This is a genomic window from Comamonas sp. CAH-2, from assembly GCF_009668305.1.
GTDB lineage: Bacteria > Pseudomonadota > Gammaproteobacteria > Burkholderiales > Burkholderiaceae_C > Comamonas > Comamonas aquatica.
The window spans coordinates 1-23,425 of the sequence record NZ_VSWF01000022.1; the positions used below are offsets into that span (position 1 = coordinate 1).

Annotated in this window: 20 protein-coding genes; 4 read left to right on the forward strand and 16 right to left on the reverse strand. The window is 65.3% G+C overall.

Annotated features, from left to right (window positions below; genetic code table 11):
• Positions 1 to 38 precede the first annotated feature (38 nt).
• A complete protein-coding gene (locus tag FYM52_RS12520; RefSeq protein ID WP_154164365.1) occupies positions 39 to 1,235 on the forward strand; it encodes an MFS transporter in 1,197 nt (398 codons plus the stop codon).
• Positions 1,236 to 1,375: 140 nt separating this feature from the next.
• On the opposite strand, the gene FYM52_RS12525 is transcribed toward FYM52_RS12520, so the two are convergent.
• Together FYM52_RS12525 and FYM52_RS12530 are read right to left on the reverse strand one after the other, a co-directional pair.
• A complete protein-coding gene (locus tag FYM52_RS12525) occupies positions 1,376 to 2,587 on the reverse strand; it encodes an FAD-dependent monooxygenase (RefSeq protein ID WP_154164337.1) in 1,212 nt (403 codons plus the stop codon).
• Between the two features lie 223 nt (positions 2,588 to 2,810).
• Positions 2,811 to 3,101, reverse strand: coding sequence for an H-NS histone family protein (locus FYM52_RS12530; RefSeq protein WP_043384441.1), 291 nt, complete (start codon positions 3,099 to 3,101; stop codon positions 2,811 to 2,813).
• Between the two features lie 227 nt (positions 3,102 to 3,328).
• Between FYM52_RS12530 and FYM52_RS12535 the strand changes: the two genes are divergently transcribed.
• Positions 3,329 to 4,174, forward strand: coding sequence for a symmetrical bis(5'-nucleosyl)-tetraphosphatase (locus FYM52_RS12535; protein WP_162524717.1), 846 nt, complete (start codon positions 3,329 to 3,331; stop codon positions 4,172 to 4,174).
• Positions 4,175 to 4,249: 75 nt separating this feature from the next.
• Here the strand turns inward: FYM52_RS12535 and FYM52_RS12540 are convergent, their stop codons facing one another.
• A complete protein-coding gene (locus FYM52_RS12540) occupies positions 4,250 to 5,668 on the reverse strand; it encodes a DEAD/DEAH box helicase (RefSeq protein ID WP_043384435.1) in 1,419 nt (472 codons plus the stop codon).
• Positions 5,669 to 5,879: 211 nt separating this feature from the next.
• Entirely contained in the window at positions 5,880 to 6,740 is an 861-nt protein-coding gene (locus FYM52_RS12545) for a neutral zinc metallopeptidase (protein WP_042414068.1), read from the reverse strand.
• A 372-nt stretch (positions 6,741 to 7,112) separates the two neighbouring features.
• On the opposite strand from FYM52_RS12545, the gene FYM52_RS12550 reads away from it, so the two are divergent.
• On the forward strand, positions 7,113 to 8,804 hold the full coding sequence (locus FYM52_RS12550; protein ID WP_154164339.1) for a diguanylate cyclase: 1,692 nt from the start codon (positions 7,113 to 7,115) through the stop codon (positions 8,802 to 8,804).
• Positions 8,805 to 8,865: 61 nt separating this feature from the next.
• On the opposite strand, the gene dcd is transcribed toward FYM52_RS12550, so the two are convergent.
• The 3 genes from dcd to FYM52_RS12565 form a co-directional block, all read right to left on the reverse strand.
• Positions 8,866 to 9,432 (reverse strand): dCTP deaminase, encoded by a 567-nt coding sequence (gene dcd, locus FYM52_RS12555; RefSeq protein WP_042414074.1) that lies wholly within the window; start codon positions 9,430 to 9,432, stop codon positions 8,866 to 8,868.
• Positions 9,433 to 9,496: 64 nt separating this feature from the next.
• On the reverse strand, positions 9,497 to 10,795 hold the full coding sequence (guaD, locus tag FYM52_RS12560; RefSeq protein WP_154164340.1) for a guanine deaminase: 1,299 nt from the start codon (positions 10,793 to 10,795) through the stop codon (positions 9,497 to 9,499).
• Between the two features lie 196 nt (positions 10,796 to 10,991).
• Positions 10,992 to 12,092, reverse strand: a complete 1,101-nt coding sequence (locus FYM52_RS12565) for a BMP family ABC transporter substrate-binding protein (protein ID WP_154164341.1) — start codon at positions 12,090 to 12,092, stop codon at positions 10,992 to 10,994.
• A 193-nt stretch (positions 12,093 to 12,285) separates the two neighbouring features.
• Here FYM52_RS12565 and FYM52_RS12570 point away from each other — a divergent pair, with 193 nt between their 5' ends.
• On the forward strand, positions 12,286 to 12,735 hold the full coding sequence (locus FYM52_RS12570) for an HIT family protein (protein ID WP_154164342.1): 450 nt from the start codon (positions 12,286 to 12,288) through the stop codon (positions 12,733 to 12,735).
• 153 nt (positions 12,736 to 12,888) lie between these two features.
• Here FYM52_RS12570 and FYM52_RS12575 read toward each other — a convergent pair whose 3' ends face one another.
• The 9 genes from FYM52_RS12575 to FYM52_RS12615 all read right to left on the reverse strand — a co-directional run bounded on the left by FYM52_RS12575 (position 12,889) and on the right by FYM52_RS12615 (position 23,242).
• Entirely contained in the window at positions 12,889 to 13,953 is a 1,065-nt protein-coding gene (locus tag FYM52_RS12575) for an adenosine deaminase (protein ID WP_238826202.1), read from the reverse strand.
• Positions 13,954 to 13,955: 2 nt separating this feature from the next.
• Positions 13,956 to 14,930, reverse strand: coding sequence for an aromatic ring-hydroxylating dioxygenase subunit alpha (locus FYM52_RS12580; RefSeq protein ID WP_154164367.1), 975 nt, complete (start codon positions 14,928 to 14,930; stop codon positions 13,956 to 13,958).
• Positions 14,931 to 15,034: 104 nt separating this feature from the next.
• Complete coding sequence (locus tag FYM52_RS12585; RefSeq protein ID WP_154164343.1) at positions 15,035 to 16,183, reverse strand: BMP family ABC transporter substrate-binding protein; 1,149 nt, start codon at positions 16,181 to 16,183, stop codon at positions 15,035 to 15,037.
• 314 nt (positions 16,184 to 16,497) lie between these two features.
• Positions 16,498 to 17,655 (reverse strand): BMP family ABC transporter substrate-binding protein, encoded by a 1,158-nt coding sequence (locus FYM52_RS12590; RefSeq protein WP_154164344.1) that lies wholly within the window; start codon positions 17,653 to 17,655, stop codon positions 16,498 to 16,500.
• 112 nt (positions 17,656 to 17,767) lie between these two features.
• Complete coding sequence (locus FYM52_RS12595) at positions 17,768 to 18,688, reverse strand: ABC transporter permease (protein ID WP_042414096.1); 921 nt, start codon at positions 18,686 to 18,688, stop codon at positions 17,768 to 17,770.
• Positions 18,688 to 19,773, reverse strand: coding sequence for an ABC transporter permease (locus tag FYM52_RS12600; RefSeq protein WP_043384411.1), 1,086 nt, complete (start codon positions 19,771 to 19,773; stop codon positions 18,688 to 18,690). The genes FYM52_RS12595 and FYM52_RS12600 overlap by 1 nt, the downstream gene beginning before the upstream one ends.
• Complete coding sequence (locus FYM52_RS12605) at positions 19,766 to 21,361, reverse strand: ABC transporter ATP-binding protein (RefSeq protein WP_154164345.1); 1,596 nt, start codon at positions 21,359 to 21,361, stop codon at positions 19,766 to 19,768. Before FYM52_RS12605 ends, FYM52_RS12600 begins: the two co-directional genes overlap by 8 nt.
• Positions 21,362 to 21,445: 84 nt before the next feature.
• On the reverse strand, positions 21,446 to 22,369 hold the full coding sequence (locus FYM52_RS12610; protein ID WP_154164346.1) for a LysR family transcriptional regulator: 924 nt from the start codon (positions 22,367 to 22,369) through the stop codon (positions 21,446 to 21,448).
• A gap of 78 nt (positions 22,370 to 22,447) precedes the next feature.
• Positions 22,448 to 23,242 carry a hypothetical protein gene (locus FYM52_RS12615; RefSeq protein WP_042414108.1) on the reverse strand — a complete coding sequence of 265 codons (795 nt, stop codon included), beginning with the start codon at positions 23,240 to 23,242 and terminating at the stop codon, positions 22,448 to 22,450.
• Positions 23,243 to 23,425 lie beyond the last annotated feature (183 nt).

Genomic DNA, 23,425 nt, shown 5'->3' on the forward strand with positions numbered 1-23,425 from the left:
CCACCGCCCAGACGCACACGCACCGCCAGCTCTGGGTCATGCTGCTGGCCTTGCTCAGCGGTTTTGCGCTCAGCCAGGCGTTTCGCACCATCACCGCCATCCTGGCGCAGGGGCTGCAGCAGGATTTCGGCATCAGCGCCAGCTCCCTGGGCGCGTTCGCCGGGCTATTCGGCCTGTCGTTTGGTGTGGCCCAGCTGCTGATGGGCATCGGCATGGACCTGTACGGCCTGCGCCGCACCGTGCTCACCGCCTTCCCGCTGGCCGCGCTGGGGGCGGGCGTGTCGGCCGCCGCACCCAGCTACGGCTGGCTGATGCTAGGCCAGTTGCTGATCGGTGTGGGCTGCTCGCCCGCCTTCCTGGCCTGCACCATCTTCATCGCCCGCCACTTTCCGGCCGACCGGTTTGCCTTCTTCTCGGGCCTGTCCATGGGCGTGGGCGGCCTGGGCCTGCTGTTCACCGGAACCCCGCTGGCCTGGGTGGTGGAGCTGGGCGGCTGGCGCAGTGGCTTCTGGCTGCTGTGCGGGCTGTGCGTGGCGTCCTGGCTGCTGATCTTCGCCATGGTGCACGAGCCGCGCCTGCCGCAGGTGCCCAGCACGGGCAAGGAATCCTGGGGCCAGGCCTTTGTGCGCCTGGCCGAGCTGCTGACCCTGCCCCACACCTGGGGCATGCTGGTGTTGGGCATGTCCTGCTACGCGGCCTTTCTGTCGCTGCGCGGCCTGTGGCTGGGGCCCCTGCTGATGGACCGCCACAGTTTCAGCCTGGTCAGCAGCGGCCACGTGGCGTTCGGTGTGTCGCTGATTTCGCTGTTCACGCCCGCCATGTTTGGCCGCCTGGACCCGGGCACGCTGCGCCGCCGCACCTGGCTGGGCTGGCTGTCGCTGCTGATGGCCGCGCTGTTCGTGGCCCTGGCGCTGTGGCACCACCCGCTGGCCAATGTGCTGACCCTGGTCGCCATGGCCCTGCTGTCGGGCTACAGCCTGCTGCAGTACGCGGACGTGCGCGCCTCCTACCCCAACCACATGACCGGGCGGGCGCTGTCGCTGTTCACCATGTCCATGTTCCTGGGCGTGGCGCTGATGCAGTGGTTCACCGGCGTGGTGGCCGCCTGGGCCACGCGCCAGGGCTGGGAGGCCTACACCGCCGTGGCCCTGACGATTGCCCTGTGGCTGGCCTGTGCCTCCACCGCCTACCGCCTGCTGCCAGCCTCGCCGCTGCTCAAGGGCACTCCCCGCTGAGCCTCCGCTGAACCACCGCTAACGGCTGGCGCAGGCCTGCGCCCTGTGCGCCGGGATAACCTGCACACGGGCCACGCAGCGTGGCCAGCGATGCCAAGTTCCAACCCCGCAGCCGCCCCAGCCCTGGGGCCGCCGCCCATTTACAACAGGCTGGCGCTGGAGCCGTCACCCCGGTACAGCCAAGGCACATCCATCAGGCGGGCGCCCAGCAGGCGCATGGACAGGTCACGCCCCCAGCGCACCGGTCCGGTGGCGTGGAAGATGTTGCCGTTGCGGATGGAGCGCGCCTGCACGCGGGCGTTGCGCTCCCAACGGTTCAGCGCATAGCGGCGCAACCGCAGCGCCACATCCAGGTCGTCCATGGCCAGGGCGCGTTGCAGCTCGGCCGCATCCTCGATGGCCATGCCCGCGCCCTGGGCCAGGTAGGGGCGCATCGGGTGGGCCGCATCGCCAATCAGCCCAACCAGGCCCTGGGCCATGCCCTCGGGCCCCTGCAAGGGCGCACGGTCCGATAGTGGCCACAGGCGCCACGCCTTGCCGGCCGCAGGCACGCTGCGCACCAGGTCCTGCAGGATGCTGGAGCTGCCCTGCAGCGCCTGCTCCAGGGCCTGGGCATTGGCGGCGTGGTCCCAGTGCTCCATGTCCTCGGGGGCGGGGCCCTCGATGATGACCACGATGTTCATCATCTCCCCGCGGCGCACGGGGTAGTGCACGGCATGCATGTGCGGACCCAGCCACACGGTCACTTCGTTGCTGCGCCAGCCAGCGGGCACATCGGCCATGGGCAGCAGCGCACGGTACGCCAGATGGCCCGACACCCGGGGACGGCTGGCATCGCCGAGCAGCGGGCCACGCAGCTTGCTCCACACCCCGTCGGCCAGCATCAGGGCGTCCCCCTCGATCTCCTTGTTCAGCGAGGTGCGGATGGTGGTCACGCGCTCGGTGCCCAGGACCTCCACCACTTCCTGGCCAGGATTGATGAACACATCCGCGCGCTCACTGGCGGCATACCACAGCAGGCTGTGCAGGTCGGCGCGGTGGATGGTGACATAGGCCGCACCGTAGCGGTCCACCATGCTCTGCCCCAGCGGTGCGCCGGCCAGCACCTTGCCGCTGCGGCCGCAGCGGGCCACCAGTTGCTGGGGCACGGACGCCACGGCGTGCAGGGCCTTCTGCAGCCCCCAGGCCTGCAGGCGGCGCACCACGTTGGGCCCCAGCTGCACGCCGGCCCCCACCTCGGAGAATTCCTGCGCCCGCTCAAACAAGCGGGCGTCCCAACCCGCGTGCGATGCGCCCAGGGCGGCAGCCATCCCTGCGATGCCGCCACCAGCAATCAATACTTGTTTTCTCATGCGCTAAATTGTGGCGCCGAAACCGTGCGCAGCGGGCGAGCCGGCGCGGCAATCTCTGACGTCCAGCAAACCGGTCCCACAATTCATGCGGAACGCGGCGCAGGCACCACACCCCGGATTTAGTGGCGTCCGCAGGTCACGGATTTGAAAATACCCCAACCGCATCAAATAAAAAATCTATGGGATATTTAAAATCAATAAAGCCCGCTGATGCGGGCTTGAATCAAATTTCAAATTGGCTGCGGTCCTGGTCTTGAATCCATTTTGGAGGCTTGCCACGGCCAGTCCAGGTTTCCCCGGTTTCAGGATGGCGATATTTGGGTGGCACCTTGCTGCCAGCACCACCGCTGCGTGCAGCACGCGCAGGCGGGAAAACATCTTCGGCCGTCAACCCATATTCAGCCACCAGCGACCGCACTTTGGCCACAGCGTCCATCAGCTCGCGCTTGCGGGCATCCTGGATTTGTTTTTCCAGTTCGTCACGTTGCTTCAGCAGGTCTTGGTAAGAGGTCATTTGCATGCATCCTTTCGTTGATGAAAATGATTATAGATACCCGGAAAATGATTCAATGCATTTCTGCAGCATGCAACAGCAACTGAAGCGCATTCACAACTACGTATTTACCACATTCACGATTGGATTCACGGCATGGTCACCCCCGGTGAGTCTCTAGCGCCATAAGATCGATACCATCTGTCACTGAATGGCCGATGGCATTCAATATTTTTTCGGATCGAAAAGTGTCTACTTACTTGATTGGCGATATCCAGGGCTGCGACAGCGCCTTGGTGCGCCTGCTGCAACACATCGATTTTTCCCCGAGCCGCGACACCCTGTACCTGCTGGGCGACCTGATCAACCGGGGCCCGGCTTCCGCCGACGTTCTGCGCCGCTGCATGGAATATGGCGATGCGGTGAAACCCCTGCTGGGCAATCATGACCTGCATTTGCTGGCCAGTGCCCATGGGGTGCGCAAACCCGGGCGGCGCGATACTTTGCAAAGCATTCTGGATGCCCCCGACCGCCAGGATTTACTGGAGTGGGTGGCGCAACAACCTTTGGCCCGGTGCCTGGAAAATCCCCAGGGGCAGCAGCTGTTAATGGTCCACGCCGGGGTTTTACCGCAATGGAGCCTGAAAGACGTGATAGCCCTGGCGCAGGAAGTCCACGACCATATTCGCAGCGAGGGATTGCCAGAGTTTCTGCAGCACATGTATGGCAATACGCCGAATCAATGGCATGCCACCCTGACAGGCCATGACCGCCTGCGCGTGATTGTGAATGCCTTGACCCGTATCCGGTTTTGCACGCCCGGTGGTGCCATGGATTTTGAGAGTTCGGAATCGGCCGAGGCGGCACCGGTCGGCCTGGTGCCATGGTTTGAATGCCCGGACCGCCGGACACGCGATGTCACGGTCGCATTCGGCCATTGGTCGACCCTGGGATTGATCAACCGCCCCAACCTGATGGCACTGGATACCGGCTGCGTCTGGGGTGGCTGTCTCAGCGCCATGGAAATCGGCCATGATTTCACCGAGCGCCAACTGCACCAGGTGCACTGCGATCAAGCGCAGCAACCTGGGTGAGCCACGGGCACGCGTTCACCCACAAAAAAGCCACGCTAAAAAGCGTGGCTTTTTCATTCTGCTGCCAACGGAGCGTCAGTAGCTGCCTGCAGGCTTGAACAGGGCAGCCACCTTGCGCTTGGTCTTCAGGCCAGGGGTCACCGCCTTGGGGCCTGTGCTGCCTGCGGCATCCCAGGATGGCGTGTGGGCGTCGCTGGCCTCGTAGGGCTTGTCAAAGAAAGGATCGGCCGGTGCACTGCGCACAGGGCGGGCACCGCGCATCGGGCGTGTGCTGGGCATGGAGGCGCTGCGCTGCACCTCTTCGCGGCCAGCCACATCCCGGCGTGGATCGCGCTCGCGGTAACGGCGCGCATCCGGCAATTCAATCGCTTCGACGTTGATCTTCTTCTTGATCAGCTTCTCGATGTCGGCCACCAGCCGGGTGTCTGAACTGCTGACCATGGTCACGGCCAGGCCAGAAGCCCCGGCACGTCCCGTGCGGCCAATCCGGTGCACGTAATCTTCGGCGTTGAACGGCACGTCGTAATTGAACACGGCCGGCACATCCTTGATGTCCAGGCCACGTGCCGCCACATCGGTACAGACCAGCAGATCGACTTCCCCTTGCTTGAAAGCTTCCAGGGCCTTCAGACGCTCGTCCTGGCTCTTGTCGCCATGCAGGGCCGCAGCGCGATAGCCATCGCGCTCCAGGGCACGCGTCAGGCGCGCACAACCCAGCTTGCTGTTGGAGAAGATGAACGCCTGGCGAATTCCGCGGTCCTTGAGCACGGTGCAAATCGCACGGCGCTTGTCGTCGTCATTGGCGCTGTAAAAACGCTGCTCCACCGTGGACGCCGTCTCATTGGGACGCGCCACTTCGATGGTCACGGGATCTTGCAGGTAGCTGCCGGCCAGGCGCTTGATCTCTGGTGAGAAGGTCGCGCTGAACAACAGGGTAGTACGTGCCTTGGGCAGGTGGCTCAGGATGCGTTGCAGGTCAGGCAGGAAACCGATGTCCAGCATGCGGTCGGCTTCATCCAGCACCACGTATTCGACCTGGTTGAGCACCACGTTCTTGGCTTCGATGTGGTCCAGCAGACGCCCCGGCGTGGCCACCAGCACCTCGACGCCTTTTTTCAGCTCCAAGGTCTGGGGCTTCATGTCCATGCCACCAAACACCACGGTGCTGCGCAGCTTGGTGTGCTTGGCATACAGCGCAATCTGCTGCGCCACCTGGTCAGCCAGTTCGCGCGTAGGCAACAGCACCAGGGCACGCACGGGATGGCGCGCTGGCGAGGCCGAGCTGTTCTCGTGCCGCATCAAGCGCTGCAGCAGCGGCAGCGAAAAGGCAGCGGTCTTGCCGGTGCCGGTTTGCGCTGCTCCCATCACATCCTTGCCGGTCAAAACCACCGGAATTGCCTGGGCCTGGATGGGGGTCATGGACTCGTAGCCCATTTCGGCCACGGCGCGTGCCAGAGGCTCCGCCAAGAGTAAAGAGGAAAAAGAGCTTGTCATTGAGCCTGCTATTGTCGCACCGAGTACAGAAACCACCTTGTGAGGTCATTAAATCCAGCGTGATCTCGCGGATTCCGTCAGTTTTCAACCTCAAGGATCACAGGATTGGAGCCGTTGCGCCCAGTGCACGCAGGCCGGCTCCATGGCGGTAGCTCACAGCTGGATGGGCCGTCCCCTCCCACACTGGCGCGGCAGCCGCCGAACGTGAGGACTACAGGCTGGCGGCGGAGAAGGTATCACAGGCCTGCACGGAGCCCGACTGCAAACCGGTGCGGAACCAGCGCTGGCGTTGCGCACTGGTGCCATGGGTGAAGCTGTCAGGCACCACCTGCCCGGTCTGCGCACGCTGCAGCGCATCATCACCGATCTTGGCCGCCGCGTTCATGGCCTCCTCGATGTCCCCCTGCTCCAGAATCTGGCGCTGCTGGTCGGCATGGTGGGCCCAGACCCCGGCCAGGCAATCGGCCTGCAGCTCCAACTTCACCGACAGGCGGTTGTAGGCCACCTGGCTGACACGGCCGCGCATCTGCTCCACCTGCCCGCTGATGCCCAGCAGATGCTGCACATGGTGGCCCACCTCATGGGCAATCACATAGGCCTGGGCAAAATCGCCCGGCGCGCCCAATTGGTTCTTGAGCTGGTCGTAAAAAGACAGGTCGATGTAGACCTTCTGGTCACCAGGGCAGTAAAAAGGCCCCATGGCCGCCTGCCCGGTGCCGCAAGCGGTGGGCACGGCACCGCGGAACAGCACCAGCCGCGGCTCACGGTAGGCACCGCCGCCTTGCTGAAAAATCGGACCCCAGACGTCTTCCGTGTCGGCCAGCACCGTGGACACGAACTGGGCCATGGTGTCATGGGCCGGTGGCGCCTGGGCTGGCGCCGGTGCCTGCACCACGCTGCCCCCGCCACTCAGCACGCCCAGCAAGGTCAGAGGATTGATGCCCAGCACCCAGCCGCCGATCAAGGCCACCACGATGGTGCCGATGCCAATGCTGCGCCCTCCCAGCATCGGTGCACCGTCGCCGCGGCGATCTTCCACATTGTCGGACTGGCGATTGCCTTCCCATTTCATCGGTTGTTCCTCTCATCGTCTGCGGGCCATCCCGTGCGCAGCATACCCGGCATGGCTTCCCCGGTGGGGCAGGCCCGTGCGGACCGGCACACCCTCTGTCAATCCCGAACCTTGCCACGGCCGCCATGCCATCTGGGCCACGGCCAGCATGGTCTGCAGCGGCCTGTGGACCCGGCTCGCAGGCTATGCCAGGAAAGCACCGCGCGGACGGCCAGGCTGCGATTCCCCCTATGGCATGTAGGCGGTTCCCGCCAGACTGCCTCCGGGTAATCCCGCTTTCGCGCACAGTTCGCCGCTGTTTGCATTTATTTTCTGGAGCGGGACCGGTATAACCGAGCCATCCCTACTCTCCCGCTTGTTCCGCCACAGACAATGGTCGAGCCCCCCCCACCGATCCGCAGCCTGCGCACCCAGATTGCCTTGGTCTTCGGCAGTTTCTCTGCGGCCCTGGCCATGGTCGTGTGCTTCATCGCGGGCGAGGTCCTCAAGACACGGCTGCAGAACCAGGCGGGCACCGCGCTGGGCATCGTGGCCCACAACGCGGGCAACCTGCTGCAGCAGGATTTGCAGCAGCAAATCCGCAGGGCCCAGGTGCTGGCCAGTTCCCCCGAGCTGTGGGAACAAGGTCTGGATTCCCACTCCATCTCCCAATTGCTGCAGCGCATGCAGCACCTGAACCCCTACAACGTGTGGATTGGTGTCACCGACATCGATGGTCAGGTGCAGAACGCCACGGGGGGCCTGCTGCAGGGCACCAATGTCAGCGAGCGCCCCTGGTTTCAGGAAGCCTTGCGGGGCCCCTACATCAGCGACGTCCACCCGGCCGTGCTGCTGCAGAACCTGCTGCCCCGCAGCGCGACCGGGGAGCCCCTGCGGGTGGTGGACTTCGTCGCGCCGATCTACCAGTCCGACAGCGGCAAGCGCCTGGGGGTGATCGGCATCCACGCCAACTGGGACTGGGTGCAGATCGCGATGGACCGCTTGCTGCAGGGCCCTGCCAAAGACAGCCAGCAGTCCATCTTCATCTTTGACCGTGCGGGCGCCCTCATCTACGCCCCCGGCGGAGCAATCGCCCCCTACCTGGCGCTGGGACAGACCTACCCGAAAGCAATGGCCGGCGCGGCCCCCCAGCCCCAGCTGGTCACCTGGAACGACCGCCCCCAACCCTATCTGACGGCGGCCTTGCGCCTGCAGCCCCCCAGTGATGAGAACGACCTGGGCTGGTGGATCGTGGCACGCCAGCCGATGGAAACCGCGTATGCCGACGCCAACCGCGTGCTGTGGATGGCACTGGGCCTGGGCCTGGTCGCAGGATTGTTCGCTGCCTGGATTGCCTGGCGCCTGGCCCGCCATGTCAGCAACGACCTGAAACAGCTGGCCCAGGCCGCCACCCACGTGCAGACGACCCACGACATCGACAGCCTTCCCCTGCTGCACAGCAACCGCGAAGTGTTCCAGCTGTCCCAGGCCCTGTCCGAGATGACGCACAAGCTGCTGCGGGCCAACGAGGAAATGCAGGAGCAGGTGCGCATCCGCACCCTGGAGCTGCAGCAGGCGAATGCCGAGCTGGAATGCCAGGCCAGCACCGACCCGCTGACGGGCCTGCTCAACCGCCGGGGCTTCGAGACCCAGGTCCAGGTGGCGCTGGCACTGGCCATCCGCAGCGGCCGCCCGCTGAGCGTGCTGACCCTGGACATCGACTTCTTCAAGCACATCAACGACCAGTTCGGCCACGATGCCGGCGATCTGGTGCTGACCAGCCTGGCCCACCTGCTGCGCAAACGCCTGCGCCAGGCGGACATCGTGGCGCGCTTCGGGGGCGAGGAGTTTGTGGTGCTGTTGCCCGACACCGATGGCGAGGATGCGCTGCGCACGGGCCACAGCCTGCTGCAGACCATCGAGGAAACGCCGATTCCGCAGGTCGGGCACATCACCGCCAGTGCCGGGGTCAGCAGCCTGCAGGCGGGCGATGCCGACGGCCTGACCGACATGCTGCGCCGCGCCGACGATGCCCTGTACCAGGCCAAGCGCACCGGCCGCAACCGCGCCTGCCGCCAGGACTAGCGCAGGCGCAAAAAAGCCGACCGGAGGTCGGCTGGGCGGGGGCAGACCGTGTGCAGCCGGCTCAGGTGCGCGGCAGGGTCACGCCGTGCTGGCCCTGGTACTTGCCGTTGCGGTCCTTGTAGCTCATCTCGCACTGCTCGTCGCCCTGGAAAAACAGCACCTGGGCGCAGCCTTCACCGGCGTAGATCTTGGCCGGCAGCGGCGTGGTGTTGGAGAACTCCAGCGTCACATAGCCTTCCCACTCGGGCTCGAAGGGTGTCACGTTGACGATGATGCCGCAGCGCGCGTAGGTGCTCTTGCCCAGGCACACGGTCAGCACGTCGCGGGGGATGCGGAAATACTCCACCGTGCGGGCCAGCGCAAAGCTGTTGGGCGGAATGATGCAGTAGTCGCCTTCCATGTCGACAAAGCTCTTCTCGTCGAAGTTCTTGGGGTCCACCACGGTGCTGTGGATGTTGGTGAAGACCTTGAATTCACGGGCGCAGCGGATGTCGTACCCGTAGCTGGACGTGCCGTAGCTGATGACCTTCTTGCCGTCGACCTGGCGCACCTGGCCGGGCTCGAAGGGCTCGATCATGCCGTGCTGCTCCGCCATCTGGCGGATCCATTTGTCGCTCTTGATGCTCATTGGGAAAATCCTGTTCGCTTGTTTTTTGATAGCGCCATGCGGCTATACAACCAGCGCAAGGGCCCTATTTTGCTTGAGAAACAATGGTTTGCTCAATCAGCCGGTCATCCCCGAGCACGATCATGGCAAAAAGCAGTTCGTCCAGCGACTGCGCCTGCTGCGTCTTGCGCGCCAGCAAGGGCGTGCAGGCCGGATTGATGACCACGAAGTCGGCCTCGCAACCGGGCTGCAGGTTGCCGATCACCCCCTCCAGCCCCAGGGCACGCGCCGCGCCGGCGGTGTGCTGCCACCACAGCTGGCCGGGCTTGAGGCTCAGGCCCTGCTTGCTGTGCTGCTCGCGCCCCACCACATAGGCGGCCTGCATGGTGCGGAAGGGCGAAAAGCTCATGCCCCCGCCCACGTCGCTGGCCAGCCCGTACCTGAAACCGGCGGCATCGGCCTGCAGGTAATCGAAGTAGCCGCTGGACAGGAACAGGTTGCTGGTGGGGCTGATGGCGGCGGCCGTGCCGGTCTCGCACAGCAGGGCGCGGTCGGCGGCATCCAGCCAGATACAGTGCGCGTAGACGGCGCGCTCGCGCATCAGGCCGAAGCCGTGGTAGACGTCCAGGTAGCTGCGCGCCTGCGGGTACAGCTCGCGCACCCAGCGGATTTCATCCAGGTTTTCAGAGACGTGCGAATGCACCCACACGTCCGGGTATTGGGCGGCCAGCGCGCCCGCGCCGCGCAGCTGGGCCTCGCTGCTGGTGGGCGCAAAGCGCGGCGTGATGGCGTAGCCCAGGCGGTCCACGCCGTGCCAGCGCTGGATCAAGGTGTCGGTGTCGATCAGGCCCTGCTCGGTGTCGTCGCGCACGCCATCGGGGCTGTGGCGGTCCTGCAGCACCTTGCCGGCGATCATGCGCATGCCGCGCTGCTGCGCGGCCGTCAGGATGGCATCCACCGATGCGGGGTGCGAGGTGGCAAAGGTCAGCGCCGTGGTCACGCCGTTGCGCAGCAGCTCATCCAGGAAAAATTGCGCCACGCCGTCGGCATAGGCCCGGTCGTGGAAGCGCGCCTCGTGCGGGAAGGTGTAGTGCTCCAGCCAGGGCAGCAGGCCATCGGCCGGCGCACCGATCACATCGGTCTGCGGGTAATGGATGTGCATGTCCACAAAGCCCGGGGCCAGCAGCTTGCCGGGCAGGTGGACCACCTGCGCCCCCGGCAGCCCCACGAACTGCGCCTGCAGCGCCTGCCAGCTGCCGGCTGCCAGCACCCGCTGCTGCCCATGCGCATCCGGTGCCACGGCCAGCAGGCCGTCGCTGTCATACAGGGGGCTGCCGTCGTCGGCAAAGCGGAGCAAGGCACTGCGGTAGATCTGGGTGGGCATGGGCACGGAGCGGGGCAACAAACGGGTTCAGGGGCGGTCAGCGCGGGGCTTCCCAGGAATTCATGCATGAAACATGCCAAACCCTATATGGAAAGCGCGCCAGATGCTCCTTATTTTCAAGCAAACCTGGGGCCCGCGGCATAGGGATTTGCCACCCACTGCCGCAGCACGCCCCAGTATGGCAGGCCCGCCGCGTTCAGCGCACGCTGCCCTGCACGCCGTCCACCAGCCAGTCCATCTGGCGCAGCTGGGTGTCGCTCAGTTGCACGCCCTTGGGAATGCGGACCTGGCCCTGGTTGTCCTTCACGTCGGCCTGGAGTGCGGCAAACGGCTGCAGCTTGCCCTGGGCCATCTGCTGCTGGCGTGCCAGCACCTCGTCGCGCACGGCAGCGGGCAGCTTGGGGCCGAAGGCCTCGACGCGCACCATGCCCTCCTTCACACCGCCCCAGGTGTCGGCGCTTTTCCAGCGGCCCTCCAGTGCGGCCTTGGCGCGCTGGGTGTAGTAGCCGCCCCACTGGTGGGTGACGGCCAGCAACTGGGCGTCCGGCCCGTCCTTGCGCATGTCGGAGTGGAAGGCGATCGCCATCTTGCCGCGCTCCTGCGCAGCAGCCATCACGGCCGTGGTCGCCACCTGGAAGGACAGCACATCGGCGCCCTGGTCCATCAGCGTCATGGCGGCATCGCGCTCGCGCGGTGGGTCGAACCAGGCGTTCAGCCACACCACCTTGACCTGGGCCTTGGGGTTGACGCTGCGCATGCCCAGCGTGAAGGCGTTGATGCCCTGCAGCACTTCGGGGATGGGGAAGCCCGCCACAAAGCCGGCCACGCCGGTCTTGCTCATGCGGCCGGCGGCGATGCCGGACAAATAGCGCCCTTCGTAGTTACGCGCGTTGCCCGTGGCCACGTTGTCCGCCAGCTTGTAGCCGGTCACGTTCTCGAACTTGACCTGGGGGAATTCCTTGGCGACCCGCAGCGTCGGGTCCATGTAGCCAAAGCTGGTGGTAAAGATCAGCTGGTGGCCGTTGGCCGCCAGGTCGCGGATCACGCGCTCGGCGTCCGGGCCTTCGGGTACGTTCTCCACGGCGGTGGACTGCACCTTGCCGGCCAGGGCCTTTTGCATTTCCAGGCGACCGTTTTCGTGCTGGCGCGTCCAGCCGGCATCCAGCACGGGCGTGACGTAGACAAAGGCGGCCTTCAGGGGCGCGGTGCTGGGGGTGGCAGGGGTGGCGGCGGTTTGCGCCAGAGACGGGGCGATAACGCAGGCGGCCACGAGCGTGGCTGCGAGGTTTTTGTACATGGTGTTCCTCTACATGGCTCCAGAAGCAATGAATTCACGCGCCACTGGAGCAAGGCGGTGCGCGAAGGGAGCGGATTCTAGCGCCGATTGCCCGCCCCTGCGTGCCGGGGGCTAACCACACTGGCGGCACCCGGGGTGAGCTGGCTACGATGGCGGCAAGAACCCTTTCCCCTATTTTCAGGAGCCCCTTGCCATGCCCATGTTTGTGGACACCTCGCCCCCCGGACAGTGCATCTTCTGCAAGATCGTAGCCGGCGACATCCCCGCCGCCAAGGTCTATGAGGACGCGCTGACCGTGGCCTTCATGGACATCGGCCAGGTCAACCCCGGCCATGTGCTGGTCGCCAGCAAGCGCCATGCGGTGACGGTGCTGGACCTGACCCCCGAGGAAGCCGCCGCCGTGATGCAGACCGCGCAGCGCGTGGCTGCCGCGGCCGAGGCGGCGTTCGCCCCCGATGGCATCACCCTGTTCCAGGCCAACGGTGCCGCCGGCGGGCAGACGGTGTTCCACTTCCACCTGCATGTGCTGCCGCGCCACACAGGCGATGGCGTGGCCCTGGCCTGGCCGCGCAAGGAACCGGGCGCCCAGGCGCTGCAGACCTATGCCGCGCAGCTGCAGGCCGCCCTGCAGGCCATTACATAAGCCATAGCAGGCTGCGTAGATGAATCAAGGGGTTGAGGTGCTTATGCACCTCAACCCCTTGTTCTTAAAGCGCTGTGCGCTATGTTTTCAGCATGGCCTGCGCACCGCGGATCCTGTGCCGCCACGGCAGACCAAGCCCGATGCCGCGTCGCCTCAGGACGCCTGGGCCAGCTGCACCACGCAGTCGTCCAGCTGCTGCACCCAGGCAGCCTGCTGGGCCGGGCTGGCGAACGTCGCTTCCAGGCTGTTGCGGGCCAGCTGGTAGGCCTGCACCGCACCCATGCCGGTGGCGGCAAACAGCTGCAGGTAGTTGTCGTTCACATAGCCGCCAAAGTAGGCCGGATCGTCCGAGTTGACGGTCACGTTCAGCCCCGCCGCCAGCAGGCGCGGCAGGTTGTGGTCGCGCAGGTCGGGGAAGACGCACAGCTTCTGGTTGGACAGCGGGCACACCGTCAGCGGCATGCGCGTGGCGGCCAGGTGGCGCATCAGTTCCGGGTCCTGCTCGGACTGCACGCCGTGGTCGATGCGCTCCACCTGCAGGGCGTTCAGCGCGCCCCAGACGTAGGCGGGGGGCCCCTCCTCGCCCGCGTGGGCGACCAGGTGCAGGCCCAGTGCCTTGCAGCGGGCAAACACGCGTTCGAATTTCTCGGGCGGGTTGCCGCGCTCCGAGCTGTCCAGGCCGATGCCGATGAAGTGCTCGCGGTACGGCAGGGCGGCCTCCAGCGTCTCGAAGGCGGCTTCCTCGCTGAGGTGGCGCAGGAAGCTCAGGATCAGCACCGCGCTGATGCCCCAGCGCGCCTCGGCGTCCTTGCAGGCGCGCGACAGGCCGTGGATCACGGAGGCCATGGGCACGCCGCGCTCGGTGTGGGTCTGGGGGTCGAAGAAGATCTCGGTACGCACCACGTGGTCGGCAGCGGCGCGCGCCAGGTAGGCAATGGCCATGTCGTAGAAATCGACTTCCTGCAGCAGCACGCTGGCCCCGGCGTAGTAGATGTCCAGAAAGCTCTGCAGATCGGTGAAGGCATAGGCCGCGCGCAGCGCTTCCACGCTGGCGTACGGCAGCGCCACCTGGTTGCGCTGGGCCAGGGTGAAGATCAGCTCGGGCTCCAGCGAGCCTTCGATGTGCATGTGCAGCTCGGCCTTGGGCATGGTGCGCAGCAGCGCGGGCACGTGGACCGCAGCCATGTGCTGGACAGCGTCGGGAATGGCATAGCTCATGGTCAGCAAACTCCAAAGGTCACGCCGCTGGCCTTGAGGTAGCGACGGTAGGCGGACGACATGCGGTCGGCCGCCGAATGCAGCTCCGCGCGCGGGTCCAGGGGCAGCGCCTTGGGCTGCTGCGACTCCAGCACCGGCTGGTCCTGCGTGAAGATGGTGTGCTGGAAGGCCTGCAGCTGTTCATCGCTGGATTCGAAGTCTGCCACGGCCAGGCGGAACCACACACGGCTGGTGGTGGGGCTCACAGGGCAGATGAAGAGGCCGATCGCCTCGCGCCAGCCGTCCTTGCTGCTGCCGGCTTCGGGAATCTTGGTCAGCAGCGCGGTAAAGGGCGCGGTGACTTCGTAGGTGTAGTGCACCTCGGCCGGCTTGGTGGAGTGCAGGTTGGACATCGGCTGCACGGCCTTGCAGTTGGTGGCCTTCACGCCGCAGGCAGTGTTCTCGACCTGGTACGGCGCCATCTCGGTCGCATCGCGGCTGCCCAGCCAGCCCTCGTGCACAAAGCCGAAGTGCGACATGTCCAGGAAGTTCTCGATGATGCGCGGCGCGCTGGCCTGCACGTCGTAGGGCCCGCAGTTCACCTTGCGCAGGCGCGCGTCGCCCTCGGCCTCGAACACCGGCAGCGGCACCTCGGCCGCCTCCAGTTGCACCCAGATCAGGCCATGGGCTTCCTGCACGCCAAAGGATTTCACGCAGTGCTGTGGGGGCGGGGTGAAGGCCGGCACGGCCGGCACCTTGACGCACTGGCCGCTGCTGGCAAACTGCCAGCCGTGGTAGGGGCACTCCAGCTGGCCGCCCTGGACACGGCCCAGCGACAAGCGCGCGCCGCGGTGCGGGCAGCGGTCCACAAACGCCTGGGCTGCGCCTTGGGCATCGCGCCACAGCACCAGGTCTTCATCCAGCAGGCGCACGGGCACCGGCGCATCGGTCACGGCCTGGGACAGCGCCACAGGGTGCCATTGGTTTTTTTCCATCATCGGGGTCACATTCATCGTCATGGACGGCATCTTTCCAAAGAAAAAGGCTGCCCGTGGGCAGCCTTTGCAATATCCGAGCCCGATCCAGGCCCGAATGCCAGTCCTTACTGACCGGGCACCTTGCCTTCCACGCCCTTGACGTAGAAGTTGATGCCGGACAGGAAAGCGTCGTCGGCCACAGCGCCAGTGGCCAGGATTTCCTTGCCGTCATTGCCGGCGATCGGGCCCTTCCAGATCTGGAAGGTGCCTGCCTTCAGGCCGGCCTTGACTTCGTCCACCTTGCCCTTGAGTTCGGCGGGCACGTCGGCGGCCACGGAGACCAGGTCGATCGCACCTTCCTTCACGCCCCACCAGCTGCTGCCCGTGGTCCAGGTGCCATTGAGTGCATCGTTGGTGGCCTTGATGTAGTACGGCGACCAGTCGATGATGGCCGAACCCAGGTGGGCCTTGGGGCCGTAGGCGGTCATGTCCGAATCCCAGCCGAAGGCGCGCTTGCCCTTTTCCTCTGCAGTCTTCAGCACGGCGGGCGAATCGGTGTTCTGGAACAGGATGTCGGCACCGCCATTGATCAGGCTGGTGGCGGCTTCGGTTTCCTTGGGTGGGCTGAACCATTCGTTGACCCAGACCACCTTGGTGGTGATCTTGGGGTTGACCGACTGCGCGCCCAGGGTGAAGGAGTTGATGTTGCGGATCACTTCAGGGATCGGCACCGATGCCACCACGCCCAGGGTGTTGGACTTGGTCATGCCACCGGCGATCACGCCGGCCATGTAGGCACCTTCGTAGGTGCGGCTGTCGTAGGTGCGCACGTTCTCGGCGGTCTTGTAGCCGGTGGCGTGTTCGAACTTGACGTCCTTGAAGTCGGGGGCGATCTTCTGCAGCGAATCCATGTAGCCGAAGGTGGTGCCGAAGATCAGCTTGTTGCCCTGGCTGGCCAGGTCGCGCAGCACGCGCTCGGCGTCGGGGCCTTCGGGCACGCTCTCCACATAGCTGGTCTGAACCTTGTCACCCAACGCGTCCTGCATCTTCTTGCGGGCGGTGTCGTGCGCGAAGCTCCAGCCACCATCCCCCACGGGACCCACGTAGGCGAAAGCGATCTTCAAGGGCTCGGCCTTGGCAGGCGCTTCGGCCGCAGGGGCTGCCGCAGGTGCGGGAGCGGCTTCTTCTTTCTTGCCGCACGCCGCCAGGGCTGTCACGGTCAGCGCCGACACGGCGGCCAGTTTGAACAGGGAACGTTTGTTCAGGTCAGTCATGAATCGTCCTTATGTAGGGGAGTAGCAAACCACTGCAGCAGCGTCTGCAGCGCACGGTGGCTTGCCCGCAGGCATGCCTCCGTTTGCTGAGGGCGTGATGGTTGCACAAAACCAGTGCACTTTTTCAAAAGCCCATCACATCCTAATGCCGGTGTGTCGAAATCCATCCAGCGATCCGGCACGCAGACGGCAAGCGTTGCATTCAGAGCGCACCGCAAGATGCATGCCACCGCCTGTCGCCCACAAAAAAGCCTCCGACAAACGGAGGCCTGGGTATCTACTGCACGGCGCAGATGGCCGTGCAGTGGGCAGCTTTACTTGCCGGTACCGGGTACGGTACCTTCCACGCCATTCACGTAGAACTTGATGCTGGTGATGAAGGGCATGTCGGCCACTTGGCCATCGGCCAGCAGTTCCTTGCCGGTGTTGTCCTTCAGCGGGCCCTTCCAGATCTGGAACGTGCCGTCCTTCAGACCCTGGCGCACTTCAGCCACCTTGTCCTTGATGTTCTGGGGCACGTCGTCCGAGATCTTGACCAGATCCATCGCACCTTCCTTCACACCCCACCAGAAGTTCTGGCCGTTCTCCACCTTGCCGTCCAGCGCGTCCTGCACCACCTTGGTGTAGTAAGGCGCCCAGTTGATCACGGCCGAGCCCAGGTGGGCCTTGGGCGCGTAGGCGCTCATGTCGCCATCCTTGCCGAAGGCGTAGACACCGCGCTCTTCCGCCGTCTTCAGCACGGCGGGCGAGTTGGTGTTCTGGTACATCACGTCCACGCCGCCGTTGATCAGGCTGGTGGCCGCTTCGGCTTCCTGGGGTGGGCTGAACCAGGAGTTCACCCACACCACCTTGGCCTTGATCGAGGGATCGACGCTTTGCGCACCCAGCACAAAGGAGTTGATGTTGCGCACCACTTCAGGAATTGGCACCGACGCGACCACACCGATGGTCTTGGTCTTGGTCATGCCACCGGCCACGATGCCGGCCATGTAGGCACCTTCGAAGGTCTTGGCATCGTAGGTGGCGCTGTTGGCCGCCTGCTTGTAGCCCGTGGCGTGCTGGAAGTTCACGCCGGGCAGCTCGGGGGCCAGCTTCTGCACAAACTCCTGGTAGCCGAAGCTGGTGGCGAACACCAGCTTGTTGCCCTGGGCGGCCATGTCGCGCATCACACGCTCGGCGTCCGGACCTTCGGCCACGCTTTCCACGAAGCTGGTGACGATCTTGTCGCCAAACTTCTCCTGGATGGCCTTGCGGCCCAGGTCGTGCTGGAATGTCCAGCCGCCGTCGCCAATCGGGCTCACATACACGAAGCCAACCTTCAGGGGCTCGGCGTTGGCCGGCGCTGGGGCGGCCGGTGCGGCGGCAGGAGCTGGTGCAGCTTCTTCCTTCTTGCCACAGGCGGCCAGGGTGGCCACGGAGACAGCAGACAGTGCCACCATCTTCAGCACAGTGCGTTTGTGCAGTTTGGACATGGAGTGTTTCCTCGACGTTGATGTAGAAAGCGGGCTGAAACAGCCCGCTGCGCGCTTTGCGTGTCCACTGCCCAGGGCAGCAGACACCAGCGTCGTTGATGTAAGGCCCTGTTTAAGAGCCGGGGTAAAAAGGCTTGCCCAACGAAGCCGGCATGTTCGCACGAATCCATGCCGGATTGCGTGAAATCAGGACCAGCACCACGATGGTGGCGATGTACGGCAGCATGCTCAGCAGCTGGCTGGCAATGTGCACGCCGGTGGCCTGCAGGTGGAACTGCAGCATGGTCACGCCGCCAAACAGGTAGGCGCCCAGCAAAATGCGACCGGGCCTCCACGTGGCAAACGTGGTCAGCGCCAGTGCAATCCAGCCGCGGCCGGCCACCATGCCTTCGACCCACAACGGGGTGTAGACGGTCGACACATAGGCCCCCGCCAGACCGCACAGCGCGCCACCCGCCATCACCGCCCCCAGGCGGATCATGCGCACGTTGTAGCCCAGGGCGTGGGCCGATTCGGGCGACTCGCCGACCGAGCGCAGCACCAGGCCGGCACGCGTGCGGTACAGGAAGTAGACCAGCAGCGCCGCGATCACGATGGCGCCGTACACCAGGGGGTGGTGGCGGAACAGCGCGGGCCCCACCACGGGCAGGTCGGCCAGGTAGGGGATGGCGAACTTGGGGGTCTCGGGCATCTTGGCCTGCACATAGTTCAGGCCTGCAAATGCAGAGAAACCGCCACCAAACAGGCTCAGGGCCAGCCCGGTGGCCGACTGGTTGGTGTTCAGCCAGATCACCAGCACGCCAAAGATGGCCGCCAGCAGGGCCCCGGCCCCCATGCCGGCCAGAAAGCCGACCAGCGTGCTGCCGGTGTGCACCACGGCGGCAAAGCCCGCCAGTGCCGCGCACAGCATCATGCCTTCGGCGCCCAGGTTGATCACCCCAGCCTTCTCGTTGATCAGCAGGCCCAGGGCCGCCAGCGCCAGCACGGTGCCCGCGCTGAGGGTGGAAGCAAACAGCAATGCGTAGGCATCCATCACTGGGCTCCCTTCACTGCGCCCGACTTGGCACCGACCCAGCGCACGCGGTACGCGATCAGGGTGTCGCAGGCCAGCAGGGCAAACAGCAGCAGCCCCTGGAAGACACCCGTCAGAGATTTGGGCAAGCCCAGGCGCGACTGCGCCAGCTCACCACCGATGTAGAACATGCTCATCAAAATGGCAGAGAAAATCATGCCGACGGGGTGCAAGCGCCCCACGAAGGCAACAATAATGGCCGCGAAACCGTAGCCGGCCGGCACATAGGGCGTGAGCTGGCCGATCGGACCCGCCACCTCCAGCGCACCCGCCAGACCGGCGGCGCCCCCGGAGATCAGCAGCGCCGTCCACAGCGCGCGGCGCGAGGAAAAGCCGGCATAGCGTGCCGCGGCCGGGGCCATGCCCCCCACCTGCTGGGCAAAGCCGGCCTTGGTGCGGAACAGGAACACCCACAGGCCCGCAGCCCCTGCCAGCGCCAGCAGCGTGCCGATGTGCACGCGCGTGCCCTCAATCAGTTTGGGAATCTGGGTGACGCGCTCGAAGGCCTTGGACTGCGGGAAGTTGTAGCCCATGGGGTCCTTCCAGGGACCATAGACCAGATAGCCCAGCACCAGGGTCCCGACGTACACCAGCATCAGGCTGACCAGGATCTCGTTGGCGTTGAAGCGGTCACGCAGCAAGGCCACAATGCCTGCCCACACCATGCCGCCCAGCACACCGGCCAGCAAAATCGCCGGCACGATCCAGGGGCCTGTGGTCTTGTCGGCCAGCAGCGCCACGCCGCCCGCCGTGACTGCACCGATCACGAACTGGCCTTCGGCGCCGATGTTCCAGATGTTGGAGCGGAAGCACACGGCCAGGCCCAGCGCGATCAGCAGCAGGGGGGTGGCCTTCATCACCAACTCGCCCAGGGCGTAGCTGGTCTTGATGGGCTCCCAGAAAAAGGCCTGCAGGCCCTTGACCGGGTCCTTGCCCAGGGCCGCGAACAGGCACACGCCGACGGCCACCGTGATCAGCAAGGCCAGGATCGGCGCGCCATAGGTCCAGAACCTGGACACCTGGGGACGGGGTTCGAGCTTAAACATGCTGGGCCCCTCCATTGCGCGACTGCGCCTCCACCTGCGCCAGGTGCTGCTGCACGTCGGCATTCCACAAACCACTCATCCACTCTCCCACCAACTGCAAGGTGGCCTCCGCACGGTCCAGCGACGGGCTGAGCTGCCCCTTGGCCACCACGTGCAGGCGATCGCTGATTTCAAACAATTCGTCTAACTCCTCGCTGAGCACCAGCACGGCGCAGCCCGCATCGCGCAGGGCCAGGATTTCACCGCGGATTTGTGCCGCCGCGCCCACGTCCACGCCCCAGGTCGGCTGCGAGACGATGAGCAGCTTGGGCTTGGCGTCGATCTCACGACCGACGATGAACTTCTGCAGGTTGCCGCCCGACAGCGACTTGGCCAGGGCGTTCGGGCCGCCGGCCTTGACGCCGAAGCGGCGGATGATGTCGGCCGCATGCGCTTCCAGCTTGGCAATGCTCAGCCAGCCGCCCTGCCCCACCGCGTCATCGCGCGTCAGCAGCATGTTGTGCGCCAGCCCCATGGCCGGCACGGCGCCGCGCCCCAGGCGTTCTTCGGGCACGAAGTGCAGGCCCAGCGCACGGCGCTGGCGTGGGTTCATGCGCCCCGCCGCCTGGCCGGCCACCTGGACCATGCCGGCCTCGGCGCGCGTGTCCTCGCCGGACAGGGCGTACAGCAGTTCCTGCTGGCCGTTGCCCGAGACCCCTGCAATGCCGACCACCTCGCCGGCGCGCACCTCGAAATGCATGTCGATCAGGTCGACCCCAAACTGGTCCTGCTTGGCCAGGCTCAGGCCCTGGACGCGCAGCACGGCGGCGCCGGCCTGCACCGCACGGTGCTGCAGGGAGGCGGGTTCGGCTCCGATCATCAGGCGCGACAGCGAGGCGTTGCTTTCCTCCTGCGGGTTGCAGTAGCCCGTGACCTTGCCGCCACGCAGCACGGTGCAGGCCGTGCACAGCTCGCGGATCTCGTGCAGCTTGTGGCTGATGTAGAGGATGGAGCAGCCTTCGGATGCCAGTTTTTTCAGCACCACAAACAGCTTTTCCACCGCCTGGGGCGTGAGCACCGAGGTGGGCTCGTCCAGGATCAGCACGCGCGGGTCGGTCAGCAGGGCACGGATGATTTCCACGCGCTGCATCTCGCCCACCGACAGGGTGTGCACGGGCCGCGAGGGGTCGATGTCCATGCCGTACTCGGCACCCTTGGACTGGATGCGGCGCGTCACCTCGGCCAAAGACATGGACTTGTCCAGGCCCAGCCACACGTTCTCGGCCACGGTCAGCGTGTCGAACAGGCTGAAGTGCTGGAACACCATGGCAATGCCTAGTTGGCGCGCTTCCTGCGGATTGCGGATGTACACCGGCTGGCCATCGAACAGCACCTGGCCTTCATCGGGCTTGACGGTGCCGTAGATGATTTTCATCAGCGTGGACTTGCCAGCGCCGTTTTCACCCAGCACCGCGTGCACTTCGCCGGGCTGCACCGTCAGCGATACCCCATCGTTGGCCACCACGGCCGGATATCGTTTGGTGATGCCCACCAGCTGCAGTCGCGGTGGCGCGTCACCGGGCGTGGGGATGGATTGAGGGGATGTCATGCGCGAGATTGTCTCAGTTCAAAAAAATCCTAATAACAAATACTGCGTAACCGCAGATTTGGCGTTGGCTGATAGCTATTTATCTCATAGCAAAAGAGCGGTATTCTTCACGGCTTCACGCAGCCAGGTGCCGGCACTCGAGTGGTGCGTGCGGTCGTGCCACAGCTGGTAGTAGCGCATCTGCGGCAAAGGCACCGGCACCGGCAGGATGGCCAGCGGCAGCTGCGCGGCATAGCGCTCGCAGAACTGGCGCCCGGTGGTCAGCACAAGCAAGCTCGATGCCACCATCTGCGGCATCAGGCCGAAATGGGCGCAGCGCACCGCGATGTTGCGGTGCAGCCCCTGGGCGTTGAGGGCTTCGTCGATCACGCCCTTGGCCCCGGGGTGGGTCGGCATCGGAGCGATGTGTTCGGCGTCCAGCCACTCCTCGGCCGTCCAGCCGCGGCGCACGGCCGGGTGCGACTGGCTGACCAGGCACACGGGTTCATCGGAGAACAGCTGGGCCATGCGCAGCTCGGTCGGTGGCTGGGGCCAGTTGCCGATCACCACATCCACCTCGCCCTGGGCCAGCTGGCCGCTGTAGTCCACGCCCTGGCTCAGCGCCTGAAGTTCCACGGCGCACAGCGGCGCCTGCTTTTTCAGGTGGGCCACCAGCTTGGGCAGGAACTGCGGGTCCAGGTAGTCGCTGGCGGCGATGCGGAAGGTCCGCGCCGAGCTGCGCGGATCGAAGGCCCGCGCATCCGTGAACAGGTGCTCCGCCGACTGCAGGATGGCGGCCGCAGGCTCCAGCATGCGCAGCGCGGCATCGGTGGGCTGCATGCCCCCGCCCGAACGCACCAGGATGGGATCGCCCGACAGGTCCCGCAGGCGCTTGAGCGCCGTGGACACCGCCGGCTGGTGCATGCCCAGACGCACTGCCGCCCGCGATACGCTGCGTTCGGCAATCACCGTATGCAGCACGCGGATCAGGTGCAGGTCAATCTTTTCAAAGGGCGTGGTTTCTCGCATGAAAGAACGATGGGCCGCGAAAGCGACCCAGTATGCCAAGGCGGTGGCACCCAGGGGGCAGGGATTATTCGGTGGTGTTCAATGCTGCTGCACGGCCTCGCCGGTCAGGGCTGCTTCGTCCAGCTTGGCCTGCCAGTACGCCAGCCGGGCGTTGTGGCGGGCCATGATGGCTGCGTCGATGGCCACCTTGTGGGTGTCGGAGTAATCCTCCATCTCATCCACCAGCTGGAGCATGGTGCGTTCCATCTGCGACATCTGCTCCATCAGTTCCTCCTCGGCGGTCTTCTCGGTCCGCAGCGGATTGGCCAGGGCGGCGATCAGCTTGCTGTTCTTCGGGGTGTCGGCGGTGCGCAGCACCCGGCAGGCTTCATCGTAGGCGGCGCGCACGGTCGTGAACTCTTCCATGCGTTCGTTGAAGCCTTCGTTGAGCACGGCCTTCAGGTGCGCCTCGGCCTGCAAATAGACCTCGTGGCAGCGCTGCACCTCGGCCTCGCGCTGCAGGCGCTCGGCACGGGTGCGCGGGCCTTCCAGGCGGAACAGCACGGCAAACGCCAGCACGGCCGCGGCGCCATACCACAGCAGCCAGTCGGTGGGCACCTGAAAGCCCCCCCAAGCCAATGCCGCCGTGCCTGCCCATGCCCCCAGATAGATCGCCTGGCTCTCCCAGCGCACCTCGCGGGGCACAGGAATGGGGGCCAGTTTGACCAAGGAGTGGAACTGCGTCGGCTCTTTGGGCTCGGGGACCTTGAGCTTGGCGACCCGCTCGGCAACTTCGTCGATGTGAAATTCTGTGGGGGCAGGTTCAGGTTGTGCAGGTGCAGACCAGAACTTGAGGGAACTTTTGGCGCGTCGCAAGAAGTCAGAAAAATTCATGTTGCGGCAAAAGGTCCAGAAAATTGGTGGTGCAGTTTAGCAATTGCAAGGGTGTACAGGCCGCCCAAAGCTCGTTGCACGGAAATTGCTTGGAACTTTTGTATACACATCGGGCCCGCGGTGTACACCGGCCCTGGCCGGGCGCACTATGGCTGCAATCGCATGGACTACATACGGAAGTCT

Bases quoted from the DNA above. Each gene is read 5' to 3' on its own strand.
- FYM52_RS12540 (WP_043384435.1), bottom strand. From the start codon at position 5,668: ATGACAAGCTCTTTTTCCTCTTTACTCTTGGCGGAGCCTCTGGCACGC.
- guaD (WP_154164340.1), bottom strand. From the start codon at position 10,795: ATGCCCACCCAGATCTACCGCAGTGCCTTGCTCCGCTTTGCCGACGAC.
- FYM52_RS12615 (WP_042414108.1), bottom strand. From the start codon at position 23,242: ATGAATTTTTCTGACTTCTTGCGACGCGCCAAAAGTTCCCTCAAGTTC.
- FYM52_RS12590 (WP_154164344.1), bottom strand. From the start codon at position 17,655: ATGTCCAAACTGCACAAACGCACTGTGCTGAAGATGGTGGCACTGTCT.
- FYM52_RS12550 (WP_154164339.1), top strand. From the start codon at position 7,113: ATGGTCGAGCCCCCCCCACCGATCCGCAGCCTGCGCACCCAGATTGCC.
- FYM52_RS12530 (WP_043384441.1), bottom strand. From the start codon at position 3,101: ATGACCTCTTACCAAGACCTGCTGAAGCAACGTGACGAACTGGAAAAA.
- FYM52_RS12545 (WP_042414068.1), bottom strand. From the start codon at position 6,740: ATGAAATGGGAAGGCAATCGCCAGTCCGACAATGTGGAAGATCGCCGC.
- FYM52_RS12610 (WP_154164346.1), bottom strand. From the start codon at position 22,369: ATGCGAGAAACCACGCCCTTTGAAAAGATTGACCTGCACCTGATCCGC.
- FYM52_RS12600 (WP_043384411.1), bottom strand. From the start codon at position 19,773: ATGTTTAAGCTCGAACCCCGTCCCCAGGTGTCCAGGTTCTGGACCTAT.
- FYM52_RS12585 (WP_154164343.1), bottom strand. From the start codon at position 16,183: ATGACTGACCTGAACAAACGTTCCCTGTTCAAACTGGCCGCCGTGTCG.
- dcd (WP_042414074.1), bottom strand. From the start codon at position 9,432: ATGAGCATCAAGAGCGACAAATGGATCCGCCAGATGGCGGAGCAGCAC.
- FYM52_RS12570 (WP_154164342.1), top strand. From the start codon at position 12,286: ATGCCCATGTTTGTGGACACCTCGCCCCCCGGACAGTGCATCTTCTGC.
- FYM52_RS12575 (WP_238826202.1), bottom strand. From the start codon at position 13,953: ATGAGCTATGCCATTCCCGACGCTGTCCAGCACATGGCTGCGGTCCAC.
- FYM52_RS12565 (WP_154164341.1), bottom strand. From the start codon at position 12,092: ATGTACAAAAACCTCGCAGCCACGCTCGTGGCCGCCTGCGTTATCGCC.
- FYM52_RS12525 (WP_154164337.1), bottom strand. From the start codon at position 2,587: ATGAGAAAACAAGTATTGATTGCTGGTGGCGGCATCGCAGGGATGGCT.
- FYM52_RS12580 (WP_154164367.1), bottom strand. From the start codon at position 14,930: ATGATGGAAAAAAACCAATGGCACCCTGTGGCGCTGTCCCAGGCCGTG.
- FYM52_RS12520 (WP_154164365.1), top strand. From the start codon at position 39: ATGCTGCTGGCCTTGCTCAGCGGTTTTGCGCTCAGCCAGGCGTTTCGC.
- FYM52_RS12605 (WP_154164345.1), bottom strand. From the start codon at position 21,361: ATGACATCCCCTCAATCCATCCCCACGCCCGGTGACGCGCCACCGCGA.
- FYM52_RS12595 (WP_042414096.1), bottom strand. From the start codon at position 18,688: ATGGATGCCTACGCATTGCTGTTTGCTTCCACCCTCAGCGCGGGCACC.